The sequence below is a fragment of the Actinocrispum sp. NPDC049592 genome (assembly GCF_040675465.1).
Classification (GTDB): Bacteria; Actinomycetota; Actinomycetes; order Mycobacteriales; family Pseudonocardiaceae; genus Kibdelosporangium.
The window spans coordinates 223,760-245,398 of record NZ_JBFAPA010000008.1 but is presented as its reverse complement, the minus strand read 5'-3'; the positions used below and the strand labels follow the sequence as shown (position 1 = coordinate 245,398).

The 21,639-nt window shown below is 69.6% G+C and carries 21 protein-coding genes and 1 pseudogene; 11 read left to right on the top strand and 11 right to left on the bottom strand.

Annotated elements, in window-relative coordinates; all coding sequences use genetic code 11:
• Positions 1-20 precede the first annotated feature (20 nt).
• Entirely contained in the window at positions 21-536 is a 516-nt protein-coding gene (locus AB0J95_RS22125; protein WP_364760633.1) for a ribbon-helix-helix protein, CopG family, read from the bottom strand.
• A gap of 86 nt (positions 537-622) precedes the next feature.
• Between AB0J95_RS22125 and AB0J95_RS22120 the strand changes: the two are divergent.
• A pseudogene (locus tag AB0J95_RS22120) lies at positions 623-1,015 on the top strand (histidine kinase dimerization/phospho-acceptor domain-containing protein); the annotation flags it as partial.
• Between the two features lie 65 nt (positions 1,016-1,080).
• On the top strand, positions 1,081-1,425 hold the full coding sequence (locus AB0J95_RS22115; protein WP_364760631.1) for a hypothetical protein: 345 nt from the start codon (positions 1,081-1,083) through the stop codon (positions 1,423-1,425).
• Positions 1,426-1,514: 89 nt separating this feature from the next.
• On the opposite strand, the gene AB0J95_RS22110 is transcribed toward AB0J95_RS22115, so the two are convergent.
• From AB0J95_RS22110 to AB0J95_RS22100, 3 genes are all read right to left on the bottom strand, one after another.
• Entirely contained in the window at positions 1,515-2,663 is a 1,149-nt protein-coding gene (locus AB0J95_RS22110; protein ID WP_364760630.1) for a hypothetical protein, read from the bottom strand.
• A 247-nt stretch (positions 2,664-2,910) separates the two neighbouring features.
• A complete protein-coding gene (locus AB0J95_RS22105; RefSeq protein ID WP_364760628.1) occupies positions 2,911-3,339 on the bottom strand; it encodes an OsmC family peroxiredoxin in 429 nt (142 codons plus the stop codon).
• A 163-nt stretch (positions 3,340-3,502) separates the two neighbouring features.
• The gene (locus AB0J95_RS22100; RefSeq protein WP_364760626.1) at positions 3,503-3,922 is read right to left on the bottom strand and encodes a nitroreductase family deazaflavin-dependent oxidoreductase; all 420 of its coding nucleotides are present in this window, start codon (positions 3,920-3,922) and stop codon (positions 3,503-3,505) included.
• Positions 3,923-4,090: 168 nt separating this feature from the next.
• Here AB0J95_RS22100 and AB0J95_RS22095 point away from each other — a divergent pair, with 168 nt between their 5' ends.
• Positions 4,091-4,558 (top strand): hypothetical protein, encoded by a 468-nt coding sequence (locus AB0J95_RS22095; protein WP_364760623.1) that lies wholly within the window; start codon positions 4,091-4,093, stop codon positions 4,556-4,558.
• 15 nt (positions 4,559-4,573) lie between these two features.
• Here the strand turns inward: AB0J95_RS22095 and AB0J95_RS22090 are convergent, their stop codons facing one another.
• Positions 4,574-5,119, bottom strand: coding sequence for a DM13 domain-containing protein (locus AB0J95_RS22090; protein WP_364760620.1), 546 nt, complete (start codon positions 5,117-5,119; stop codon positions 4,574-4,576).
• A 54-nt stretch (positions 5,120-5,173) separates the two neighbouring features.
• A complete protein-coding gene (locus AB0J95_RS22085; RefSeq protein ID WP_364760617.1) occupies positions 5,174-5,794 on the bottom strand; it encodes a hypothetical protein in 621 nt (206 codons plus the stop codon).
• A gap of 86 nt (positions 5,795-5,880) precedes the next feature.
• Between AB0J95_RS22085 and AB0J95_RS22080 the strand changes: the two genes are divergently transcribed.
• The 6 genes from AB0J95_RS22080 to AB0J95_RS22055 all read left to right on the top strand — a co-directional run bounded on the left by AB0J95_RS22080 (position 5,881) and on the right by AB0J95_RS22055 (position 12,350).
• Positions 5,881-7,827, top strand: a complete 1,947-nt coding sequence (locus tag AB0J95_RS22080) for a thiamine pyrophosphate-binding protein (protein WP_364760614.1) — start codon at positions 5,881-5,883, stop codon at positions 7,825-7,827.
• Positions 7,828-7,838: 11 nt separating this feature from the next.
• A complete protein-coding gene (locus AB0J95_RS22075) occupies positions 7,839-8,543 on the top strand; it encodes a flavodoxin family protein (protein WP_364760611.1) in 705 nt (234 codons plus the stop codon).
• 7 nt (positions 8,544-8,550) lie between these two features.
• On the top strand, positions 8,551-9,741 hold the full coding sequence (locus AB0J95_RS22070) for a cation:proton antiporter (protein WP_364760608.1): 1,191 nt from the start codon (positions 8,551-8,553) through the stop codon (positions 9,739-9,741).
• A gap of 41 nt (positions 9,742-9,782) precedes the next feature.
• A complete protein-coding gene (locus tag AB0J95_RS22065; RefSeq protein WP_364760605.1) occupies positions 9,783-10,442 on the top strand; it encodes a sigma-70 family RNA polymerase sigma factor in 660 nt (219 codons plus the stop codon).
• Positions 10,439-10,669: a zf-HC2 domain-containing protein gene (locus AB0J95_RS22060; RefSeq protein WP_364760602.1), complete on the top strand. Its 231-nt coding sequence runs from the start codon at positions 10,439-10,441 to the stop codon at positions 10,667-10,669. The genes AB0J95_RS22065 and AB0J95_RS22060 overlap by 4 nt, the downstream gene beginning before the upstream one ends.
• 124 nt (positions 10,670-10,793) lie before the next feature.
• Positions 10,794-12,350 carry a carboxylesterase family protein gene (locus AB0J95_RS22055; RefSeq protein WP_364760599.1) on the top strand — a complete coding sequence of 519 codons (1,557 nt, stop codon included), beginning with the start codon at positions 10,794-10,796 and terminating at the stop codon, positions 12,348-12,350.
• A 54-nt stretch (positions 12,351-12,404) separates the two neighbouring features.
• Here the strand turns inward: AB0J95_RS22055 and AB0J95_RS22050 are convergent, their stop codons facing one another.
• The 5 genes from AB0J95_RS22050 to AB0J95_RS22030 form a co-directional block, all read right to left on the bottom strand.
• Positions 12,405-13,772: a cellulose binding domain-containing protein gene (locus AB0J95_RS22050; protein WP_364760596.1), complete on the bottom strand. Its 1,368-nt coding sequence runs from the start codon at positions 13,770-13,772 to the stop codon at positions 12,405-12,407.
• A 93-nt stretch (positions 13,773-13,865) separates the two neighbouring features.
• Positions 13,866-16,109, bottom strand: a complete 2,244-nt coding sequence (locus AB0J95_RS22045) for a glycoside hydrolase family 6 protein (protein WP_364760593.1) — start codon at positions 16,107-16,109, stop codon at positions 13,866-13,868.
• A 257-nt stretch (positions 16,110-16,366) separates the two neighbouring features.
• The gene (locus AB0J95_RS22040) at positions 16,367-17,515 is read right to left on the bottom strand and encodes a 4-hydroxybenzoate 3-monooxygenase (RefSeq protein ID WP_364760590.1); all 1,149 of its coding nucleotides are present in this window, start codon (positions 17,513-17,515) and stop codon (positions 16,367-16,369) included.
• A 127-nt stretch (positions 17,516-17,642) separates the two neighbouring features.
• A complete protein-coding gene (locus AB0J95_RS22035; RefSeq protein WP_364760587.1) occupies positions 17,643-18,407 on the bottom strand; it encodes a helix-turn-helix transcriptional regulator in 765 nt (254 codons plus the stop codon).
• A complete protein-coding gene (locus AB0J95_RS22030; protein ID WP_364760584.1) occupies positions 18,404-18,856 on the bottom strand; it encodes a MarR family winged helix-turn-helix transcriptional regulator in 453 nt (150 codons plus the stop codon). The genes AB0J95_RS22035 and AB0J95_RS22030 overlap by 4 nt, the downstream gene beginning before the upstream one ends.
• A gap of 79 nt (positions 18,857-18,935) precedes the next feature.
• Here AB0J95_RS22030 and AB0J95_RS22025 point away from each other — a divergent pair, with 79 nt between their 5' ends.
• The gene (locus AB0J95_RS22025; RefSeq protein ID WP_364760582.1) at positions 18,936-20,213 is read left to right on the top strand and encodes an amidohydrolase family protein; all 1,278 of its coding nucleotides are present in this window, start codon (positions 18,936-18,938) and stop codon (positions 20,211-20,213) included.
• A gap of 79 nt (positions 20,214-20,292) precedes the next feature.
• Complete coding sequence (locus AB0J95_RS22020) at positions 20,293-21,636, top strand: alpha/beta hydrolase (RefSeq protein ID WP_364760579.1); 1,344 nt, start codon at positions 20,293-20,295, stop codon at positions 21,634-21,636.
• Positions 21,637-21,639: the final 3 nt, after the last annotated feature.

The following is a 21,639-nucleotide window of genomic DNA, read 5'->3' as shown; positions in this document are numbered from 1 at the left end:
AGGTCAGAGACGTGTGGTGGCTAGCGGACCCAGCCGGTGAGGCGTTGCTTGTGCCGTGTGCCGGTCGTGCGTGGCTCGGGGCGGTTGCCGGCGGTGCGCAGGGCGGCCGCGGCGGCGCGGACCAGCCACGCGTTGACCGAGCGGCCCTCCTTGGCGGCGGCCTCGTCGACCGCGGCCTTGAGCTGTTCGGGCATCCGGACGTTGATCCGCGCGGCCGGGCCGTCCTCGCTGAGCAGCGGTTCGTTGTCCACAGTGGACGCTGAGGTGGTCTCGATGGGCGGGGCCGGTTCGGCCGGGGGAGCGGTCACGATGAAGTGCGGATCGCGGCCCCGCAGCCGCAGCTCCACCGACCCCGGCACCAGGTCCTGGGTGATCTCGTCCGCGGCGGCCGACAGCACTTCCAGCATCGCCATCCGGATCGCCGGCTCCAGCGACCCGGTGAGCCGCTCGACCAGTGCGCGCGACTCCTCGCCGCCGGCCTCGGCCAGCGTCGCGAACTCCCGGCCGAGGTTGCCCACATACGAGGTCAGGTCCATGGCATCACTATGGCATGGGCATGGCAGCGACGCAAGCCTATCTGGCATCACTCTGGCTCAAGATGGCACCAAGGGTGCTGACCTGGGCATTGCCCGCGCACGGCCGCCGAGTGCTCGAGGCCGCGGACCGGTCAGGCACTGCTCGCGTTGCGGCAACAGCGGACGGCCAACGAGGCACGTACGGCACGGCGCCGCGCCGAACTGCGGACTGCGTTGCTCTCGGCGGTCGGGCATGATCCGCGCACGCCGTTGACCTCCGTCAAGGCCGCTGGCGGTGGCCTGAGGGCGCCGGATCTGGACCTGTCCGACACGAGGACACCGCGGTGCTGCTCGTGGGTGTGGCGGAGTCCGCTGACCGGCTCACGGGCCTGGTGGACAACCTGCTCGACTCGCCGCAGCCGGCCACGGGCGGGGTCGAGTCGGCCGTGCACCCGGCCGGGTACGGCGCGATCGTCGCCCGCGCACTGTCCGGTATGGACGAACAGGCCCGGGTGCAGCCGCGGATCGCCAAGACCACGCTGAATAGCCCGGGAGGTGCGGCGGGGTGGGCAAACAGGTGACGGAGACCCTCAAGGGCGTACTGGAGGGGATTGTTCTGGCGATCCTGTCCGGACGGCCGGCGTACGGCTACGAGATCACGGCCTGGCTGGGCGACCAGGGCTTTTCCGACATCGCCGAGGGCACGGCTTGCTCGACGTCACCAGCGCGGAATCGCTGCTCGACGACCTGGCCGACCTGTTCGAACGGGCCGCGGCGGACCGAACGCCGATCCGCGAGGTCGTCGGGGACCGACCCGGTCGAGTTGCAAGGCTTCTGCAGGCCCTGCACGGGGATTGCGGGCCCGGCCGTCGCTTTGGACCGTCACGAGTTCGTCGCTTCATCCATCTGAGGAGCTGCATGTGCTGCGCGGCGTGGACTACGAGGCGGCTCGAGCGGGGCAGGCAAGACGGACCTGCCCACGCTGCTTGCGGCTCACCGCTATGGGGGTGTCGGTGCCGAGCTGGTGGCCTGGGCGACGTGCGCCCGGGCGGCGGCGACGGCGCGGTGCTGGTCGTTGTCGCTGAAGTAGAAGACGTCCGGCAGCAGGCCCATGGCGGTCAGGTAGTCCTGGATCGCGTCCTGGTCCAGTGCTTCGTCGGTGGTGTCGTCCAGACGGGCCATCCACGCGTACCATATCTCCCGCTCCAACCGCGTGGCCGACGGCACTTCCCAGGCGTTCACCGCGTCGCGGAAGGCGGCCATGGCAGCGAGTTTGGCGTCGATCTCGGTGTCGAAACCGCTGAGTCCGTTCTCCCAGTTGGCCAGCGTGGACACCATGTCCAGGGTGTGGTCCCAGTTCTGGTCCGGGGTGCCGCCGTCGGTATGGGCGCGTACCTGGGCGATGGCGTACTCGGCGTTGCCCAGTTCGAGTCCGAACCGCGGCGCGGCGTTCGACACCGCGCGGGCATGACTTTCCAATGTGGACACACTGCGCCAGGTGTCGGTCTCCGCGTCGTGTTCGCCCGTTGTCGGACCCGGCACACTGGGGCGGCCCAGTGAGTTGGGTGAGGGGTCGCCGCTCATTCCGGTCATGGCCGCTGTACCGACGACCGACGAGCCGACCGCGGTTCCCGCGTTGAACGCCCACCACGTGCCGGTGAAGATCGCCGCGCCTGCCGCGGCGGGAAACAGCGCCGCTGCCGCCGCCGCGACCACGACACTCGCCAGTGCGCCGACCACGACGCCTTCGATGAGGTTCTGGGTCGCGGCCTGTTGCCCGCCGCGGGTGAGCACACCGGAATGCTGCCCCCAGGCTTGTCCCCAGTTGCGGTCGTAGTCGCTGCGTTTGGCCCGGAAGGCGTCGATCGCGGCGCTGGCCCGCTCGTTGTAGGCGGCCACCTTGAGCAGCCTGGCACTCGCCGCGCCACGGATCGTCTCCGCACGTTGAAGCGCGGCATCGGCAAGCGGCGGCGCCGTGCTCGTGCTCGTACCGGGTCCGGTCGGGTCCCGCTGAACGGACAGCAACTGGGCAACCGCCTGATTGCCCGCGGCCGCAGGCAGTCCACCCACCAAAGGCAGTCGAGCGGGCGGCCGCTGTGCCCCTGGGACGCCCGGATCCTGCTCCACGCCTCGATCATGGGTCGGCATGGCCCGAATGTTAGGGAGAGGCCTTTGCCCGCCAGTTGCCGTGCGAGCCGACCCTTTGGGCAGGCATCGCCGCCCACAAGGGCAAGCCGGCGGGAACTGTCCGCTATGCGTTCACTGTCGCATTTTCTGGGCTGGACAAACAGGTGCGAGTTCTTTCCGCCGCAACCCGCTGGCCGCCTGATCCTTGAGGATGAGGCAAGGTCAGGGCCGGGTGTGCCGCCCAGCCCTGACGGACCGACCTCGATCCTCAGCCGGCGAGCGTCGCCTCCAGGGTGATCTCACCGACGCCCGCCAGCGCGCGGCTGACCGGGCAGTTCGCCTTCGCCTGCTCGGCGAACTGGCGGAAGGTCGGCTCGTCCACGCCGGGGACTCGGCCCTGAGTCACGAGTTCGATCTTGGTGATCGTCGGGGCGCCGTCCACCGGACGCAGGGTCACCGAAGCGTCGGTCTCGATGGACTCGGCGGGGAAACCGGCGCTGGCCAGGGTGCTCGCGAGCGCCATCGAGTAGCAGGAGGCGTGGGCCGCGGCGATGAGCTGCTCCGGGTTGGACCCGGGGCCGTCCTCGAAACGGGACTTGTAGGTGACGCCGCCGCTGATGCTCTGCCCGGCGGTGAACTGGCCGGACCCGGTGGGGATGTCGCCGTTCCAGTTCGCGTGGGCCTTCGAGACGGGCATGCGTCCTCCACAATCATCTTCGGTGCGTCCCGGGGTCGGATCGCCTTCGCCAGCGTAGCGAAACACATGGCCGGGTCCCCTGACTGGACTCGACGACCGGTGCTCCTGGCGAGTGGCTCCGGGTGAACTTCGATGGCCACCCGGATCTCGTCCGTGTGACCGGCTACGCCCGCGTGAGTTCGAGCACCGGGATCGTGCGGATTCCCGCGGTTTTGCGTTCGTAGTCGGCGAAACCGGAGTAGCGGCTCGCTTGTTCGGCGTAGATGCGGTCGCGGTCGGCTCCGGTCACCTCCCGGACCGTCACGTCGTACGTCTCGGTTCCGCGTTCGACGCTGCCGTTCCCGGCTGCGACCAGGTTGTGGTACCAGTCCGGGTCGGTGGGCGCTCCGGCTTTGGACGCGAAGACGTAGATGACGTCCGGGTCGGTGTCGTGCGGGAGGTACATCATCGGGGCGACGTACTCCCGGCCGCTGGTCCGGCCGCGGTGATGCACCAGGACCAGCGGAGCACCCTCGAAAGCCCCGCCGACCCTGCCCTCGTTCGCCCGGAACTCCGCGATCGTCTGGTCGTTCCAGTCGCTCATGTCGGCTCCTTCTCGTCCCCGCCATCCTCACCGATCGACAAGGCGAATTCTCGCCGACACGCGGACGCCGGCGTTGACCAGGGCAATGCAGAAAACCGCAAGTCCCTCGTACGGGACGTGACCCACGCTGTCGGCGCCATGATCACGAGTCGAATCGAGGGGAAAACCATGGGGAGATCCCGGATGCGCGTCATGGGCGTGCTCCTGGCGGTCGTCACCGCCCTGCTGTCCACTGTGCTCAACCCCGGACCGGCGTCAGCGGACCTGCAGCGCCCGCACATCCTCCGCATCACCCCCGTGCCGGACTCCGGCCGGGTCAGCTGCTACGGCTACTACGGAACGTTCAAGCCCGGCACGGATGTCATCGTCGTCGACTGGGTCAGCAGCAGTGATGAGTGCTTCGCCATCGCGCCCAACCTCACGATCTGGCACACATGGCCCGGCTCGGGCGGCTGGCACCAGATGGGCGGCAACGGGCACGCCGACAACACCTACTGGTACTCGTTCAAGGAAGACCCGGCCATCAAGGCGCGCAGCGTAGCGGTGTTCGTGAGCAGCAGTAACACCGTGTGGTGCCAGGACTACCTGCTCCCCAAGGGGTGGCAGAACGAGTGGTACCAATGCCCGTTCTCGTGATCGGCGGCCGGCGGGTCAGAGGTCCAGCGGGGCGGAGCCGAAGGCGACGTTGAAGCGGTCACACCAGATGACGACGCTGTGCAGGCCGCTGAGGGCCGCGTCGGCGGGGATGGCGTAGTTCTGGTTGCCGTGGGTGGCTTTGAGGGAGCCGAGTTCGATGTAGCGGCCGTCGTCGTAGGTGCTCCAGCCGGCACCCGCCGGGGTGTCGGTGAGCCAGACGTGCAGGTCGGGGCCGTCGGAGCCGGCGAGGTCGGACAGCCGCAGGACGCGCGAGCCGTCGGGGAGCTGCAGGACCGCGGCCTGACCGGTGGTCTTGTGTTCCTGGGAGACGAACGCGCCTGCCGCCAGTTGCCTGGGAGCCGGAGCGGGCGCCGCAGTCGATGCAGTGGCCGATGTAGTGGCCGGTGCAGTGGCCGAAGTGGACACTGCGGCGACCGGCACCGGTTCGTCGATCGTGCTGCTGGTGAACAGCTTCCACGGCTGGAACGCCCAGAGACCGAACCCGCCGCCGACGACAACGACCGCGACGACTGCCCAGATGATCTTCCGACGACGAGTCATGTCCCGATTAGACCGCACAAACACCGCAAAAGGCCCTTACCGGATGCTTACGGCTCAGGACAGCAGGCTCCGCCCGGTCCGGAAGAACTCCGCGATCGCCTCGGCACCACCCAGATCACTGACGGGACGGGCCGCGCCGAACGGAGCGTTGAAGAACTCGCCCTGCCGGGGTTCGAACGGGCCCACATACGCGTACGGCTCGGCGAGGTAGCCGTCGCCGGGGGACACGCCATAGTTCACCTGGTCCAGACTGATGGCGACGTCGAAGTGCTCCGGCCACAGCACCGGCGTGAGGTCCGGGGCGAAGTCCCGCAACGCGCGGTCGGCCTCAGCGAAGGCCGACAGCAACCTGCCGAGCGCCGCAGTGTCCATTGTGATCACTTCGTCCGGTCCCACGCCCGAGCCGTCGTGGTAGATGTCCGTGGGCGCGGCTGCCTCGAGACCCGCTTGCGCGCCGACGTCGGCATAGGTGCGGCCGTTGAGGGGCACGCGGGCCGATGACGTAAGAAGTTCGTCACTTTCCACGCGGACCTCGGGCAGGGTGATCGTGGCGAACCCGCCGTCCACAACGGTCAGCGTGATTCTCTTGCTGGTGCGCCACTGCGGTCCGGCGAGCAGCAGTTCGGCGGCGCCGTGCAGGAAACGCCGGGTGGTGGTCAGTGCCGCGTCGGTCATGTCCGGACTCCTCGTGTAACGCCTGGGTGGGTTGGTGGCACTGAGCATGCCGTCACCGCAGTGTCGGCGAGCCAGGGAGGCGTTACATGTCTGAGCGTGACACACCGGACAGGTCGTGGCACCGGGTGGATCCGGCGGACGTGCCCGCGGACGGCCGGGTTCGCAGCGTGACGGTCGATGGCCGGAGCGTGGCGATGTCGCGCTGCGGCGACCGGCTCGGCGCACTGGAGAACCGGTGCCCGCACCAGGGCGGGCCGCTGGGGGAGGGGTCGATCGAGAAGGGCTGGCTGCGCTGCCCGTGGCACGGCTACGACTACCACCCGGTGTCCGGCCTGCCACCGGAAGGCTTCGGCGACTCGGTCGCGACCTTCCCGGTCGAGGAGCGCGCCGATGGCGTGTACGTGGAACTCCCGGCGGTGGTGCCGCCGAGCCGGACGGTCGCGGATGTGCTGGTGGAGAGCCTCGTCGCGTGGGGCGTGCGGTATGTGTTCGGCATGGTCGGGCATTCCAACCTCGGGTTCGCCGAAGCGTTGCGGCGGGCGGAGGACCGCGGCGAGCTGACGTACATCGGGATCCGGCACGAAGGCGCGGCGGCGTTCGCGGCCAGCGCCTACGGCAAGCTCACCGGCCGGCCGGCCGCGTGTTTCGCCATCGCGGGACCCGGATCCACGAACCTGCTCACCGGCTTGTACGACGCGAAACTCGACGGCGCCCCGGTAGTGGCGATCTCCGGGCAGGTGCCGTCCGAAGTGCTCGGTCGCGGCGCGTTCCAGGACGTCGACCTCTCCGCGGTCTTCCGGGATGTGGCGGTGTCCACCACAACCGTCCACAGTGGAAGCGACCACGCCGAGCTGGCGGCGCTGGCGGTGAAGCACGCGGTGGACGGCCGCGGTGTGGCGCATCTGGTGCTGCCCGACGAGGTGCAGGTCCAGCCCAGCGACGCGGCGGCGTCCACACCGGACGGACGACGGTCCGACCGTCGCGCGCGGCCGGATTCGTTCGCGCTGACCGCGGCCGCCGGTCTGGTGCGGGACGCCCAGCGGCCGGTGATCATCGTGGGACACGGCGCCCGGACAGCGGCCACAGAAGCCCTGGCGCTGGCCGAGAAACTCAACGCGCCGGTGCTGACCACCTTCAAGGCCAAGGGACTCGTCCCCGACACCCACCCGCTCGGCGCCGGAGTGCTCGGCCGCAGCGGCACCCCGGTCGCCAGCTGGCTGATGAACGAGGCCGACCTGCTGATCGTGGTCGGCGCATCGTTCGCCAACCACACCGGGATCGCCACCTACAAACCGATCGTGCAGATCGACGACGACCACGCCGCGATCGGCCGGTTCAACGGGGTCACCGCGGCCGTGCTGGGCGACGCGCAGCTCACCGTGGCCGCCCTGACCGACGCGCTGGGCGAGACCAAGGCCACCGACCAGCGGCCGGATGTGGCCGCCCGCCAGGAGATCTGGCGTGCCGAGAAGGCCCGGCGGGCCCGTGACGACCGCGGCCGGGGAGTCGCCGCCGCGGCGGTGTTCGACGCGCTGTCGCGCCACCTGCCCGAGGACGCCGTGGTGACCGTCGATGTCGGGAACCACGCCTACTCACTTGGCCGGTACCTGGAGTCCAAGGGCCAGCCAGTGCTGATGTCCGGGTACCTCGGCTCAATCGGGTTCGGCTACCCGGCGGCGCTCGGCGCGTGGGCCGCCGCACCAGGCCGGCCGATCGTGGCGGTCACCGGCGACGGCGGGTTCGGCCAGTACGCCACCGAGCTGACCACCGCCGTCAAGTACGGGATCCCGGTGAAACACGTGCTGCTCAACAACAACGCGCTCGGCAAGATCAGCAAGGAACAACTCGCCGGCGACTACCCGGTCTGGCAGACCTCCCTGTGCAACCCGGACTGGGCCGCCTACGCCGAACTGTGCGGCGCCACCGGGATCCGCGTCACCAGCCGCGACCAGCTCGACGACGCGATGACCGCGATGTTCGCCGCCGACGGCCCCACCCTGCTCTGCGTCGAGCAAGACGCCGAACTGCTCTGAAAGGACGATCCGTGCCCAGTTACGACGATCTGCGTGCGCTGTTCATCAACTGCACGTTGAAACGCTCGCCGGAGACCAGCAACACCGAGGGGCTGATCGACGTCAGCCGCCAGATCATGCAGAAGAACGGCGTGGCCGTGGAGGTGCTGCGGGCGATCGACCATGACATCGCCACCGGTGTGTGGCCGGACATGACCGAGCACGGGTGGGCCACCGACGAGTGGCCGTCGATCTACGAGAAGGTGATGGCCGCTGACATCCTGGTGGTGGCCGGGCCGATCTGGCTGGGCGACAACAGTTCGGTGACCAAGCTGGTGATCGAACGGCTGTATGCCTGCTCGCACCTGCTCAACGAAGCCGGGCAGTACGCCTACTACGGGCGGGTTGGCGGCTGCCTGATCACCGGCAACGAGGACGGCGTGAAGCACTGCGCGATGAACGTCCTCTACAGCCTGCAGCACCTCGGCTACACCATCCCGCCGCAGGCCGACGCCGGGTGGATCGGCGAGGCCGGGCCCGGACCGTCCTATCTGGACCCCGGCTCGGGCGGTCCGGACAACGACTTCACCAACCGCAACACCACGTTCATGACCTGGAACCTGATGCACCTGGCCCGGATGCTCAAGGACGCCGGCGGGATACCGGCGCACGGCAACCAGCGCAGCGAGTGGGACGCGGGCTGCCGGTTCGACTTCGCCAACCCCGAGTACCGCTGAGGCCGCCATGCCCGCCACCGGGTTCGTCAACCTGTTCGCGGTCACCGCGATCGCCCTGATCGCGCCGCTGCTGCTCGGGCTCGCACCGAAGCTGCGCATCCCGGCGGTGGTGCTGGAGATCGTGGCCGGGATCGCGCTGGGTCCCTCCGGGCTGGGCTGGGTCGAACCGGACCTGCCGGTGCAGATCGCCGCCCTGCTTGGGCTGGCGTTCCTGTTGTTCTTGGCAGGCCTGGAAATCGACGTGCACCGGTTGCGCGGTCCGGTGCTGCGGCTGGCCCTCATCGGTTACCTCGTGACGCTGGCGGTCGGGCTTGGTGCGGGCACGGCGTTCGCCGCGGCCGGGTGGGTACGCAGCCCGCTGCTGATCGCGGTCGCGCTGTCGGCGACCTCGCTCGGGCTGGTGGTGCCGGTGTTGAAGGACGCCGGGCAGGCGGGCAGCAGGCTCGGGCAGGTCGTGATCGCCGCCTGCTCGGTCGCGGACTTCGGCGCGGTTGTGTTGCTGTCGCTGCTGTTCTCCGCGTCGGGCGGCAGCACGGGCAGCCGCGTGGTGCTGTTGGCCGCGTTCGTCCTGCTGGTCGTCGTGACCGCTGTGGTCGTGTCGCTGGCGGGCCGGTCGCGGCGGCTGGGCGCGACCCTGATCCGGCTGCAGGACACGACCGCCGAGATCAGGGTCCGCGCGGCGGTGGTGCTTCTGGTCGCGTTCACCGCCCTGGCCGAAACTTTCGGACTGGAAAGCATTCTCGGCGCGTTCCTCGCGGGCGCGGTGGTCAGGCTGCTGGACAAGGACGCCGCGTCGCACCCGAACTTCCGGGTGAAGCTCGACGCGATCGGGTACGGCTTCCTGATCCCGGTGTTCTTCGTGACCAGCGGGCTGCGGCTGGACCTGTCCGGCCTGCTGGCCAACCCGGCGGCACTGACCCGCGTGCCGCTGTTCCTCGCCGCACTGCTGCTGGCCCGTGGCGTTCCCGCCCTGCTGTACTGGCGGGAGTTCGGCCGTCGTCCGGTACTGGCCGCCGGACTGCTGCAAGCGACCTCGTTGCCGTTCCTGGTCACCGCCTCCCAGATCGGGGTGCTGACCGGGCTGATGAACCCGGTGACCGCGGCCGCGCTGGTGTGCGCCGGTCTGCTGTCGGTCCTGGTCTTCCCGACGAGCGCGCTGGCGTTGCTGCGGACGCGCGAACCGGCGGCCGTAAGATGACGGTCACCGTTTTCGCCGGTCCGCGCGGCTATATTCGCCTGGTGATCCAGCTTCCGCCGGACGAGGACCTCGTCGCCGCGCTGCGTGCCGGTGACGAGCGCGCGTTCGCGTCGGTCCTCGAGGCGTGGTCGTCGTCGATGCTGCGGCTCGCCCGGTCGTTCGTGTCCACCGACGCCTCGGCCGAGGAGGTCGTCCAGGAGACCTGGCTGGCCGTGATCAAGGGCATGGACGGGTTCGAGGGCCGGTCGGCGTTCAAGACCTGGGTGTACCGGATCCTGGTCAACACGGCCAAAAAACGCGGAACCCAGGAGCACCGCACGGTGCCATGGGCCAGCCTGGTCGCCGGGGACGAGGAGCACGGTCCCACCGTCGACCCCGAGCGGTTCCAGGGCCGCGACGGCGCCTACCCCGGCCACTGGCGCGAATTCCCCGAAGCGTGGGCGTCCCCCGAGCACTCCGCGCTGACGGTGGAGATCCGGGAGGTCATCGCCGGCGCCCTCGAGGGCCTGCCGGCCCGCCAGCGCGCGGTGATCAGCCTGCGCGACGTCGCCGACCACAGCTCGGACGAAGTGTGTGACATCCTGCAGATCTCCGCGGCCAACCAACGGGTGCTGCTGCACCGGGCGCGTGCCGCGATCCGGGAACGGCTGGCGGAGTACCTGGGCAGGACACCGATGGCGTCTGGGGGACAGCGCGCATGAACTGCGACGAGTTCGTCGAACTGGTCACCGCGTTCCTCGACGGCAGCCTCGACCAGGACACCGAGGCCGCGTTCCTCGATCACCTCAGCGAATGCGACGGCTGCGAACGCTACCTCGACCAGTTCCGCGTCACCATCGGCGAACTCGGCCGCCTCCCACCGGAAACCCTGACCCAGCAAGCCCATGACACCCTGCTCGACGCCTTCCGCGACTGGCACGCACGCTGAGCCATCGCTAGCCTGAACCGCATGTCCTGTGGTGGTTTCTTCAGCCACCACCTAGCTCGAAGCGCGCACTAAGAGCCTGAGCGGCGTTGGTTCGAATCGTTCGTCGAACTGCCAGGAGGCGAAGATGCGGATGAGGATCGTGCTGGGACTGCTCGCCGGGATGCTGCCGCTGGCGAGCGCCACCGTCGCGGTGGCGGACACCGGTCACCGAGCACCCATTGTGCGGGTGGACACCGGCGTTCTGCGTGGTAGCGAAAATGGCGGTGTGGACAGCTTTCTCGGTGTGCCCTACGCGGCGCCACCCGTCGGACAGTTGCGGTGGCGGGCTCCGCAACCTGCACCCCGCTGGCCGGGAGTGCGCGACGCAACGGCCTACGGCAACCGGTGCCCCGCCGCTGCCAGCACCAACGGGCCACGATCGGAGACCGAGGACTGCCTGTTCCTGAACGTGCAGCGGCCCAAGTTCGTCCAAAGTGGACGCAAGCTGCCGGTGTACTTCTGGATTCACGGCGGCGGCCTGCAGAACGGCAGTTCCAACCAGCACGACGGCAGCCTGATCGTCAGCCGCACGGGTGCCGTCGTGGTGACCATCAACTACCGGCTGGGCGCGTTCGGTTTCCTCGCCCACCCCGGCCTGACCGCGGAGGGCGGCGGGCAGTCCGGCGACTACGGCCTGTTCGACCAGCAGGCCGCGCTGCGCTGGGTACAGCGCAACATCGCCGCCTTCGGCGGGGACCCGCGCCAGGTGACCATCGGTGGCGAATCGGCTGGCGGCTGGTCGGTCTGCGCCCACCTGACCGCACCGGGCTCCCGCGGCCTGTTCCACGCGGCGATGATCCAGAGCGGTTCGTGCTTCAGCCAGACCCTCGCCCAGGCCGAGACCTCCGGCACCACCGCCGCACAGGCACTCGGCTGCACGGACCCGGCCACCGCCGTCGCCTGCCTGCGGGCACTGCCGGCCGGCCGCCTGGTCGACACCCAGGTCAACCCCCGGTTCGTGGACGGCGTTCCGGCGCTGCCACAGGCCCCGGATGTCGCCGTGCACAACGGAACCTTCGCCCGGGTACCGGTCGTGATCGGAGCGAACCGGGACGAGGGACGCACGTTCGCCCAAGGGTTCATCGGGCAGGACCAGAAGGCCTACGAGGGATTCGTGCGATCGAGCTTCCCGGACCGCGCCGACGCCGTGCTCGCGCGCTACCCCTGGCCGGCCAACGCCGACCGGTTCACCGCGGCGTACCTGGCCGGTGCGATCATGACCGACTCCGGCCTGATCGCCCGCATCGGCGGCTGCCCCAACCGGGAGCTCACCCGCACCTTCGCCCGGTACACCACCACTTTCGCCTACGAGTTCGCCCACCGCACCGGCCCCGGCCTGACTCCCATCCCCGGCTACGTCTGGGGCGCCGGCCACGCCGCCGAACTGGCCTACCTGTGGCCGAGCTTCGACAACGGCACGCCGATCGCGCCCACCTTCACCGCCGCCGAACGGCGGCTGGCCAAGGACATGGTCGACGCCTGGGGCAACTTCGTGCGCACCGGCCGGCCTCTCGCCGCCGGATGGACGCCCTGGCCCGGTTTCACCGGTTCGGCACTGGTGATGTCGCTCGACACCGGCGGTTCCACTCTCGTGCCCGACCAAAGCATTGCCAGGGAACACAACTGCGATCTGTGGAAGTAGAGGACAAGCACTGACAGGGCGGATCGTGCCGGTCGGCACGATCCGCCCGTCACCTCAGCTCGCTGTGCAGGTCAGCGTGGGCGAGGTGTTGGTCCCCGAATAGCCTGCCTGGAACCCGAAACTCGTGTTACCGCCCGGCGCGACCACTCCGTTGTAGTTCGCGTTCGTCACGGTCTCGCTCTGGCCGCTGTGGCTCTCCACCCCGTTCCAGGTGTTGCTGATCTGCTGGTTGCCCGCCCAGGTCCAGGTCACCTTCCAGCCGGTGGTGGCCGCGGTCCCGGTGTTCGTGACCGTCACGTTGGCGGTGAACCCGGTGGCCCACTGGTTGCTCACCGTGTAGGTCGCCGTGCATCCGCCACCGCCGCCACCGCCCGGTGAGGTCGTGGCGGTCACGCCAGCGGACTGCGCCGAGACGTTGCCTGCCTGGTCGTAGGCGGCGACCGAGTAGGTGTACCGGGTCGAGGCCGACAACCCGGTGTCGGTGAAGCTGGTTGCGGCGGTGGTGGCGACCTGGGTTCCGTTGCGGTACACCCGATACCCGGCCACCCCGACGTTGTCGGTGGACGGCGACCAGGACAACGCGGCCGTGGAGCTGGTCGTGCCGGTGACCGCGAGATTGCCCGGCACCGTCGGCGGGCTGGTGTCCCCGCCGCCCCCGCCAGTGGTGGCGGCGAAGGAGAAACTCGTCGTGGCCAGGCCCTGGCCGCCCTGCCAGATCTCGAACCCGGCCTCGGCGTCGAGCAGGTAGTGCGCGGGGTTGAGCGAGCCGCGCGCCACCGAGTCGTTGATCATCGCCTTGATGTCCAGGTTGCTCACCGAGGTGGCACCCGGGTTCAGCACGTAGGAAATGATCTTCCAGCCGGTCTGCTGCCCGGTCCAGACGGTCCAGTTGTGGCCGGCGATGGTGGCGTTGCCGACCGGTGAGCCGAACGGCTGCACGCCGCCGCGGCTGTTGAGCCAGATCATGATCTCGGTGCCGTCGGGCTGGCCGCTGGTGGTGGGCGTGGAGTTGAACCAGAGGTCGTAGGCGACGTCGTAGGCACCGGAACCGGGCTGGACGGTGCTCCACGACGAGACCGCGCTGCCCAGCTTGCTCACCTGGATCGGCAGGCCGCTGCCGGGCGTGCACAGCCCCCAGTGGCAGCCCTTGAAGATGGACGGGTACGTGGCCGGGGCGCCGCCGGAGAGGTTGAAGTTGGCCGTGCTCACCGACCACGCCGTGCCGGACGTGTAGGTGATGCACTGGCGGTCGGCCGAGTTCCACTCGTTGGCCTGGATGATGTACTCCCCGGCGGAGATGGTCCCGGTGGGGGAGCAGGTGGTCGTGTCGGCCGACGCGGCCGGTGCGGCGACCACCGACGTGACCGCGCAGGCGGCCAGCGCCAGGGCGGCCGCCGCGGCGGCCGTGCGAAATCTGGACATCAGGGCGTCACTCCTTGGGAAGTGGTTTTCGGCCGCGGGCCGGAACCGTGGTGGGCCGCCCCGCGGGCGCGGAGCGGCCCACCACGAGGATCGCTAGCTGGCGGTGCAGGTGAGGGTGGGCTTGGCGTTCGTGCCGCTGTAGCTCGCCTGGAAGCCGAACGAGGTGTTCGCGCCCGGCGCGATCACGCCGTTGTAGTTCGCGTTCACGGCGGTCTCGTTCGCGCCGTTGTGGCTCTCCACCGTGTTCCAGCTGTTGGTGATCACCTGGTTGCCCGACCAGGTCCAGGTGACCTTCCACGACCGGGTGGCTGTGCTGCCGGTGTTGGTCACCGTGACGCTCGCGGTGAAGCCGGAGCCCCAGTCGCTGCCGATCGCGTACGCGGCCGAACATCCGCCGCCACCGTTGGATGGGGTCACCGTCCAGCTGAAGGACGCCGAACCGGAGCTGTTGGTGGAGTCCTTGGCGGTGACGGTCACCGACGAGGTGCCGGCAGTGGTCGGCGTGCCGGAGATCAGACCCGTCGAGGCGTTGATCGACAATCCGGCCGGCAGCCCGGTGGCCGAGTACGTGAGCGTCTGCCCGGCCGCGGAGTCGGTCGCTTGGATCTGCAGGCTGACGGCGGTACCGACCGTGGTGCTCTGCCCGCCGGGGTTGGTCACCGTGACCGTGTTGCTGCCCGGCGGGGTCACGGTCCACGAGAACGACGCCGTGGCCGACGGTCCGGTGGAGTCCTTGGCGGTGACGGTCACCGCCGAGGTGCCGGTCGCGGTCGGTGTGCCGGAGATCAGGCCGGTCGAGGCGTTGATCGACAGTCCGGCCGGCAACCCGGTCGCACTGAAGGCCAGGGTCCCGCCGGCCGTGTCGGTGGCGGTGATCCGCAGGCTGACCGCGGTGTTGACGACACTGGTCTGGCTGCCCGGGTTGGTCACGCTCACCGAACCGGTACCGCCGGTCACCGGCGGGTAGGCGTTGGTCACCAGCTGCTGGAACTGGGCGCCGAACCACTGGCCGGCGGGCACGTTGTAGCCCGGGATGGAGCCGGTCGGGTACGTGCCGCCGTTGCCGTCGCTGTTGGTGCTGTTCGGGTCGCAGTGCGGATCGCCGTGGCTGTGCGACGCCGTCGGGTAGTCGCCGTCGGACTCACCAGGTGGCTTGACCCAGACGAAGCCGATGATGTGGGCGGAGGCGCCGTAGGGCTGCACGGCGGGCCGCTCGCCCAGGCCCGCGCCGTTCTGGTTGCACCAGTTGCCGCGGAAGGCCCGTTGGTCGATCTTGTTGGCCGCGACGTAGGCATCCGGTGTGGTCGGCGAGGGGTTGAGCGCGGTCGGCCGCGCCGGGCCGCCCCAGCCGTTGCGGGAGGTGTCGATGAGCATGCCGATGGTCGCCGGGAAGCCCTGGCCCACCAGCTGCGAGTACATCGCCTCGTCGTACGCCTTCTCCTCGAAGTACGGGTTCCACTGGTAGAACTTGGCCGAGTCCAGTGGCTGGCCGCCGACCTGCATCGTCGAGTTGGGCAGGAACGGCTCCGTGGTGGGCGTGGTGTTGGCGGTGTTGGACACGAAACCGTCCACGCTGGCCACCCCGGCGGTGGTCGCCTTGGCCACCTTGGCGAACTCCTGGGCGGCCGGACCCATGTTGCTCGACCAACCCAGCCACCCAGAATGCGCGATGTCCAGGTAGTTGTAGACGTTGGAGATCGCGTGCAGCTTGTTCAGCGCGTACGCGACGCCCTGCTCGTAGAACGGGGTGGCGGTGGAGCAGGCCGGTTTGCTCTGGTTGGTGACGGCGTTGGGCAGCGAGTCCGGCTCGATCATGGCCGCGATCCGCAGGCCCGCGTACTTGGGGTCGGCGAAGATCGCCGCGATTGGGTCGATGTAGTCGGTCTTGTAGGTCGCCAGGCCGGCGGCGGTGGCCGGCAGCTCGCCATTGGAGGCCAGCGCGGCGCAGTCACGGCCCGGCAGGTCGTAGACCACCACCTGGACCACGATCGGGGTGCTGCCCTGCTGCTGGGCCAGCGCCTGGTCGAGATGCCACCGCAGGCCGTGGTGGACGCTGTCGCCGGTGATCGCGGCGATCCGGTCCATCCACACCGCGGTCGGGTAGTTGGCGATCTTGGCCTCGGCCGCGGCCAACGCCGGGTTCGTCGCCTGGTCGGCGGCGACCTGCGCGTTGACCTCGGCGGCGTAGTCGGGGCTGACGTACTGCGTCGCGCCCACGTACGGATTGGTCACATGCGCGGCGGCCTGCGCCGCGGTCGTCATCGGCGGCGAAAGCACCGCCGCGGTGACCGCGAGGGACACCACACCCACGCGCAGCCTGTGGACGGTTCGGGACACTTCGGTCCTCACTTCTTGGGAGAGACCCACCACGTTGTCCGCGGTGGGAGCGGCGAAAGGCGCGCCGCCGGAATGGGCGGCTGAGCGAAAACTGAGCCAGCACGCCCGAGAAGTCAACGAACCGCGGACGTCACCCGCCGGACACCGAGGTCAGCGCGGATCGCGGGACGAAAGTTTCATACCGGCGCCGAGTTTTCATCCCACGACCACGCCACCGCCAGGACCGCCGCCGGCCGGCGTCTCGATCATGCGCGGAGTCAATTCCCCGGCGTGCGCGGCTGGACGAGGTTCTCCAGGTTCGCCCGGGCGACCTGCCGGAAGAACTCGCCGCGGTAGGAGACGTCACCGGCGTCGTGCATGGTGTCGGTCATCCACACCGCGGCCGCCTGACGCGCCCACGTGTGGGTCAAGCAGGTGGCGGAGTAGCTCTCCAGCGGACTGGGATCGTCCTTCTCGACCTGGTGGACGACCGCACGCGCGAGCACGTCGGCGTCGTGCAGAGCGAGGCTCATTCCCTCCGCGCTCATCGGGGAGATCAGGTGCGCCGCGTCGCCGAGGAGATGCAGCCTGCCGTAGCTCATCGGACTGAACACCACACCACGCAGCGGCACGACCTGCTTCACGGCAATCGGCCCGCTCCGGACGGGTTCGCCGAACCGGGTGCCCAGTTCGCTCCAGATCCGTTCGTCCGGCCAGTCGCCGACCGTGTCCGTGACCGGGCACTGCAGGTAGACGCGGCTCGCCTCGGGCCCCCGGGTGATCTGTGCGGCGAAACCCCGGGAGTGCACCGCCATCACGGCAGGCGGATCGGCGGGCACGCCGGCCATGACGGTCAGCCAGGCGTACCCGAACTCGTGGGTGTGGCAGGTGAGAAACCCGTCAGGCACAGCAGTCCTGCTGATGCCTTGGTAGCCGTCGCTGCCCGCGACGAGCTCGCAGCCGATCACCTTGGCCAAGCCCGTAGCGTCCCGATAGCGCACCAGCGGACGCTCGGTGTCCAGCCCTTCCAGCGAGATGTCCCTGGCCTCGAAGCGGAGATCGCCACCGTCGCGCAGGAAGATCCTGATCAGGTTGCGGACGAGAACCTGTTGCGGGACAAAGGCGCCGTCCTCGTAGTCGGCCGTCTTCCATTGGCGCTTCTCGCCATCGACGATCAACGGCATCGCCGCGTCGAAGGAGCCGGGACTGGGCCCCTCGACGGCCTCGCCGACTCCCCAGTCGTGCAGCATGCGCACGCCGCGGGCGTCGAGAGAACCGGCTCGCTGCCGGTGCTCGACGTGCTCGCGACTGTGCTTTTCCAAGATGACGCAACGGATTCCGCTGCGCAGCAGGAAGGTGCCGAGCGCGAGCCCGGCCACCCCGCCGCCCACGACGACCACGGTGGTGTTCTCGTCTGCCTGAGCCATGTGTTCCCCGGAATGATCATCGCCGGAAACCGGCGCGTGAACTGTTGATCACCACTGTGGAACCCGTCGATGGTGACCGTCCACCGATAACCGGACGCCCGATAACGAAAACCCGCCAACCTGGTTTCTACTCGGCGCGGTCGCGCAGCTCGGCCTGGTAGCGCCCCGGGGTCTGCCCGACGACGGCGGTGAACGCCTCGATGAAGGCCGACGGGTTCGACCACCCACAGGTGATCGCGGTGTCGGTGACGGAATCGCCGTCGGTGAGCCGGATCAGGGCGTGGTGGATGCGCAGGATGGTGCGCCACCGGTGAAAGCTCATGCCGAGGTCGGTGTGGAACAGACGGCTGAGGGTGCGTTCGCTCGCACCCGCGGCGCGCCCCAGCTCGGCCAGGGTCGTGGACCGGCCGGGGTCGGCGTGCAGCAGATCGGTGACGGCGCGCAGCCGGTCGTCGCGCGGCTCGGGCAGATGCAGCGACTGCTCGGGAATCTCGCCGAGCTCGTCGATCACCACCGCGCGCAGCCGTCGGTCGGCGCCGGCCGATTTCGTCCCGCGACCGGTCAACGCCAGAATGCCTTCACGCAGCAGGGGAGACACCGCGTACACGCAGGGGCGGTCCGTCAGGTCGCCGCACTCATCGGCGGGGATGGCGAGGATGCGGGCGTCGGTCCGGCCGTAGAACCGGTGCGAGTGCTGGAAACCCGGCGGCGTCCAGGTGACCCGGTTGGCAGGCGCCACCCACGTCCCGTACTCGGTCGTGGTGGCGAAGGCTCCGGCTGCCGCGTACACCAGCTGCCCGTCGGAATGGGAATGGCTGCTCAGGCGGAAGCCGTGGGGAAGCCAGCCGCTGCCTTGCGGTGTCGACCCGGCCGGAACACCAACGGGCATCATGTGTCGTGACGCGGTTCGAGGCGGCCGACCAGTTGCTCACTCCACGCCCGGATGGTCGCGGCCTGGTCGGGGGTGAGCGGGTCGAGGAAGTGGCGGCGGATGTTGGCGCCGTGCACGAGGATGGCGCTCTGCGCCACGGTTCGGCCTTCCGTGGTCAAGCCGACCCGGGTGCGGCGGCCGCTGGCGCCGCTCTCGGTCTGCGTCACGAGGCCGCGGTTCTCCATGCGGGTCAACTGGTGTGAGACACGGCTTTTCTCCCAGTCGAGCGCGTCGACGAGGTCACTGACCCGCATGTCGTCGCCCTGCGCCCGGTACAGCGTCATCAGCACGCTGAACTCGGCCTTGGAGATGGCGCAGTCGCGTTGCAGGCCGCGATCGAGCTCCTGGGCGAGCAACTGCTGCGCGCGCATCCAGGTGGCCCAGAACTCCCACTCGTCCGGTTCGAGCATGGTGGAAGCGTACCGGCGTGGAGTTGACGCATCAACTCCACGATCCTAGAGTTGACACATCAACTCTAGGAGGACGCCAATGAGGACACTGCTGCGTGGCGGCATGGTGGTCAGCATGGACCCGGTCGTGGGCGACCTGCCGCAGGCCGACGTGCTCATCGAGGACGGCCGGATCGCCGCGGTCGCCGCCACCCTCGACGTGGCCGGCGCCGAGATCGTCGACGCCACAGGCAAGATCGTGATGCCCGGCTTCGTCGACACGCACCGGCACACCTGGCAGACCGCGTTCCGCGGCATCGGTGCGGACTGGACGTTCGACCAGTATGGCGTCGCCATGCACGGCACGCTCAAGCCGCACTACCGGCCGGAGGACGTCTATCTGGGCAACCTGCTCGGCCGCATCGAGGCGCTCGGCTCGGGTGTCACGACCATGCTCGACTGGTTTCACTGCTCGGATCGTCCCGAGAACGCCGACGCCGCGATCCAGGCGTTGGCCGAGGCGCCCGGCCGCTCGCTGTTCTGCTACTGCCCGGGCGGGTCGATCGAGGCCGAGATCACGCGCGTGCGTGAGCGGCTGCCCGATGACGCCATGGTGCTCGGCCTGCGCGGGCCGCAACTGACCACAATGGACACTACGGCCGCGGATGTCGCGCTGGCACGGAAACTCGGGCTGCGGGTAAGCGTGCATGTCCACGGTGCGACCCGCTGGCCCAGCGGGCTCCGGCCGATCGCCGACATGCGCGACCGCGGCCTGCTCGATGACCGCACCACCATCGTGCACGGCAACGGCCTGTCCGACGACCAGGTGGCGATGATGGCCGATGCGGGCTGCTCGGTGTCGATCAGTCCGGACGTGGAGCTGAAGATGGGCTTCGGCTGGCCGGAGACCGGGCGCATGCTGGCGGCCGGGATCCGCCCCTCGCTGTCGATCGACGACTGCCCGTCCGCCGGTGGCGACATGTTCGCCGCCATGCGCACGGTGTTCGCCGTGCAGCGCGGCCTGGACGGCACCCTGACGGCGCGGGACGTTGCCGGGTTCGCCACGGTGAACGGCGCGCGGGCGTGCGGACTCGATGCCCGGACCGGCAGCATCACCGTCGGCAAGGACGCCGACCTGATCCTGCTCGACGCCGAGGATCCCGCGATCTTCCCGGTCAGCCACCCGGTCGGCGCGATCGTCGCCGCGGGCCATCCCGGTCTGGTGGACAGCGTGTTCGTCGCGGGCAAGGCGGTCAAACGCGACGGGCGGCTGCTTGGCGTGGATCTGCCGGCGTTGCGCGCACAGGTGCTGGCGTCTCGCGACCGGATCGCCGCGGCGGCCGGCATCGCGATCGATGGATCGTGGGCTCCCGCATAGGGATTCCTCCCTAGGATGGGCCGTACCACGACGGTTTGGGGGAGCTGTGCGGCCGATCAGGCGGAACCTTGTCGTCCTCATGACCGGTATCACGCTGGTGACCGGCGCCGGCACGGCGAACGCCGAACCCGCGCCCGCCATCAGGTGGGCGGCATGTCCGGACAACCCGGCGGGCGAGTGCGGGACACTGCGCGTTCCGCTGGAGTGGAACAGGCCAACGGGCCGGCACATCGATCTCGCGCTTGCCCGCCACACCGCGACCGATCCGGCGCGCAGGCTCGGTGTGCTGCTGGTCGACCCCGGCGGACCTGGCGGATCGGCGGCCCAGTTCGCGCTGTCCGGGTTCTTCAGCCCGGAGATCCGGGCCAGGTTCGACATCGTCGGCGTCGACTCGCGCGGCACCGGCGACAGCCTCGCGATCCACTGCGCCGACCTGATGACCGGCCGGCCCACGACCTACCCGGCCACCGAGACCGAGTTCACCGCGCTGCTCCGGTTCAACCAGCGAGTGCTCGGCCAGTGCCGCGAACGCACCGGACCGGTCTTCGACCACGCCGACAGCGCCACCGTCGCCCGCGACCTGGACGCGGCCCGGCGGGCGTTGGGGGAGCGGCAGATCAGCTACCTGGGTCTGTCGTACGGCACGGTGTTCGGTCAGCAGTACGCCGAGCAGTTCGGTGACCGGGTCCGTGCCATGGTCCTCGACAGCGTCGTCGACCACAGCGTGGACACGAAACACTTCATGGGCGACCGCGCCGCGGCCGTGGACGACTCGTTCGTCGAGTTCGCGCGCTGGTGCGACCGCACCACCGCGTGTCCGCTGCACGGACAGGACGTGTTCCAGGCGTGGGAGGCCGCACTCGTGCGCGCGGATGGCCAACCGTCCGGTAGGCAGGACCTGATCGACGATGTCTACCGCGCGCTGCGCGACCCGGACTGGCCCTGGGTCGCGCAGTTGATCGCCGCCCCGGCCCCGGTCGTGGCCTTCGAGCCGAACTACGAGTCGGTCCGGCTGGCGACCGTGTGCCAGGACTTCTCGCTGCGGATCAGGACCTTCCAGGAGTACTCCCGGCTGCGCGCCTACGAGCTCCGCCGGTCTCCCCTCATGCGCGGCAGCCTCATCGGCCACGACGAACCCACCGCGTGCATCGGCGTGCCCGGGCCGCCCGCCAACCCGCCGCATCGGCTCGACATCCGTGACGCGCCAACGATACTGGTGCTCAACGCGCGACACGATCCGGTCACCCCGTACGCCTGGGCGGTCAACCTCCACCGGCAAGCGCCACGCCACACCGTGCTGCTGACCTACGAAGGCTGGGGTCACGTCGCCTATCCGCGCAGCTCCTGTACGCGCGGTGGCGCCGACACCTATCTGCTCACCCTTACGGCTCCGACCGGCAGCTGCCCGGCAGTCGAACCGTGACGC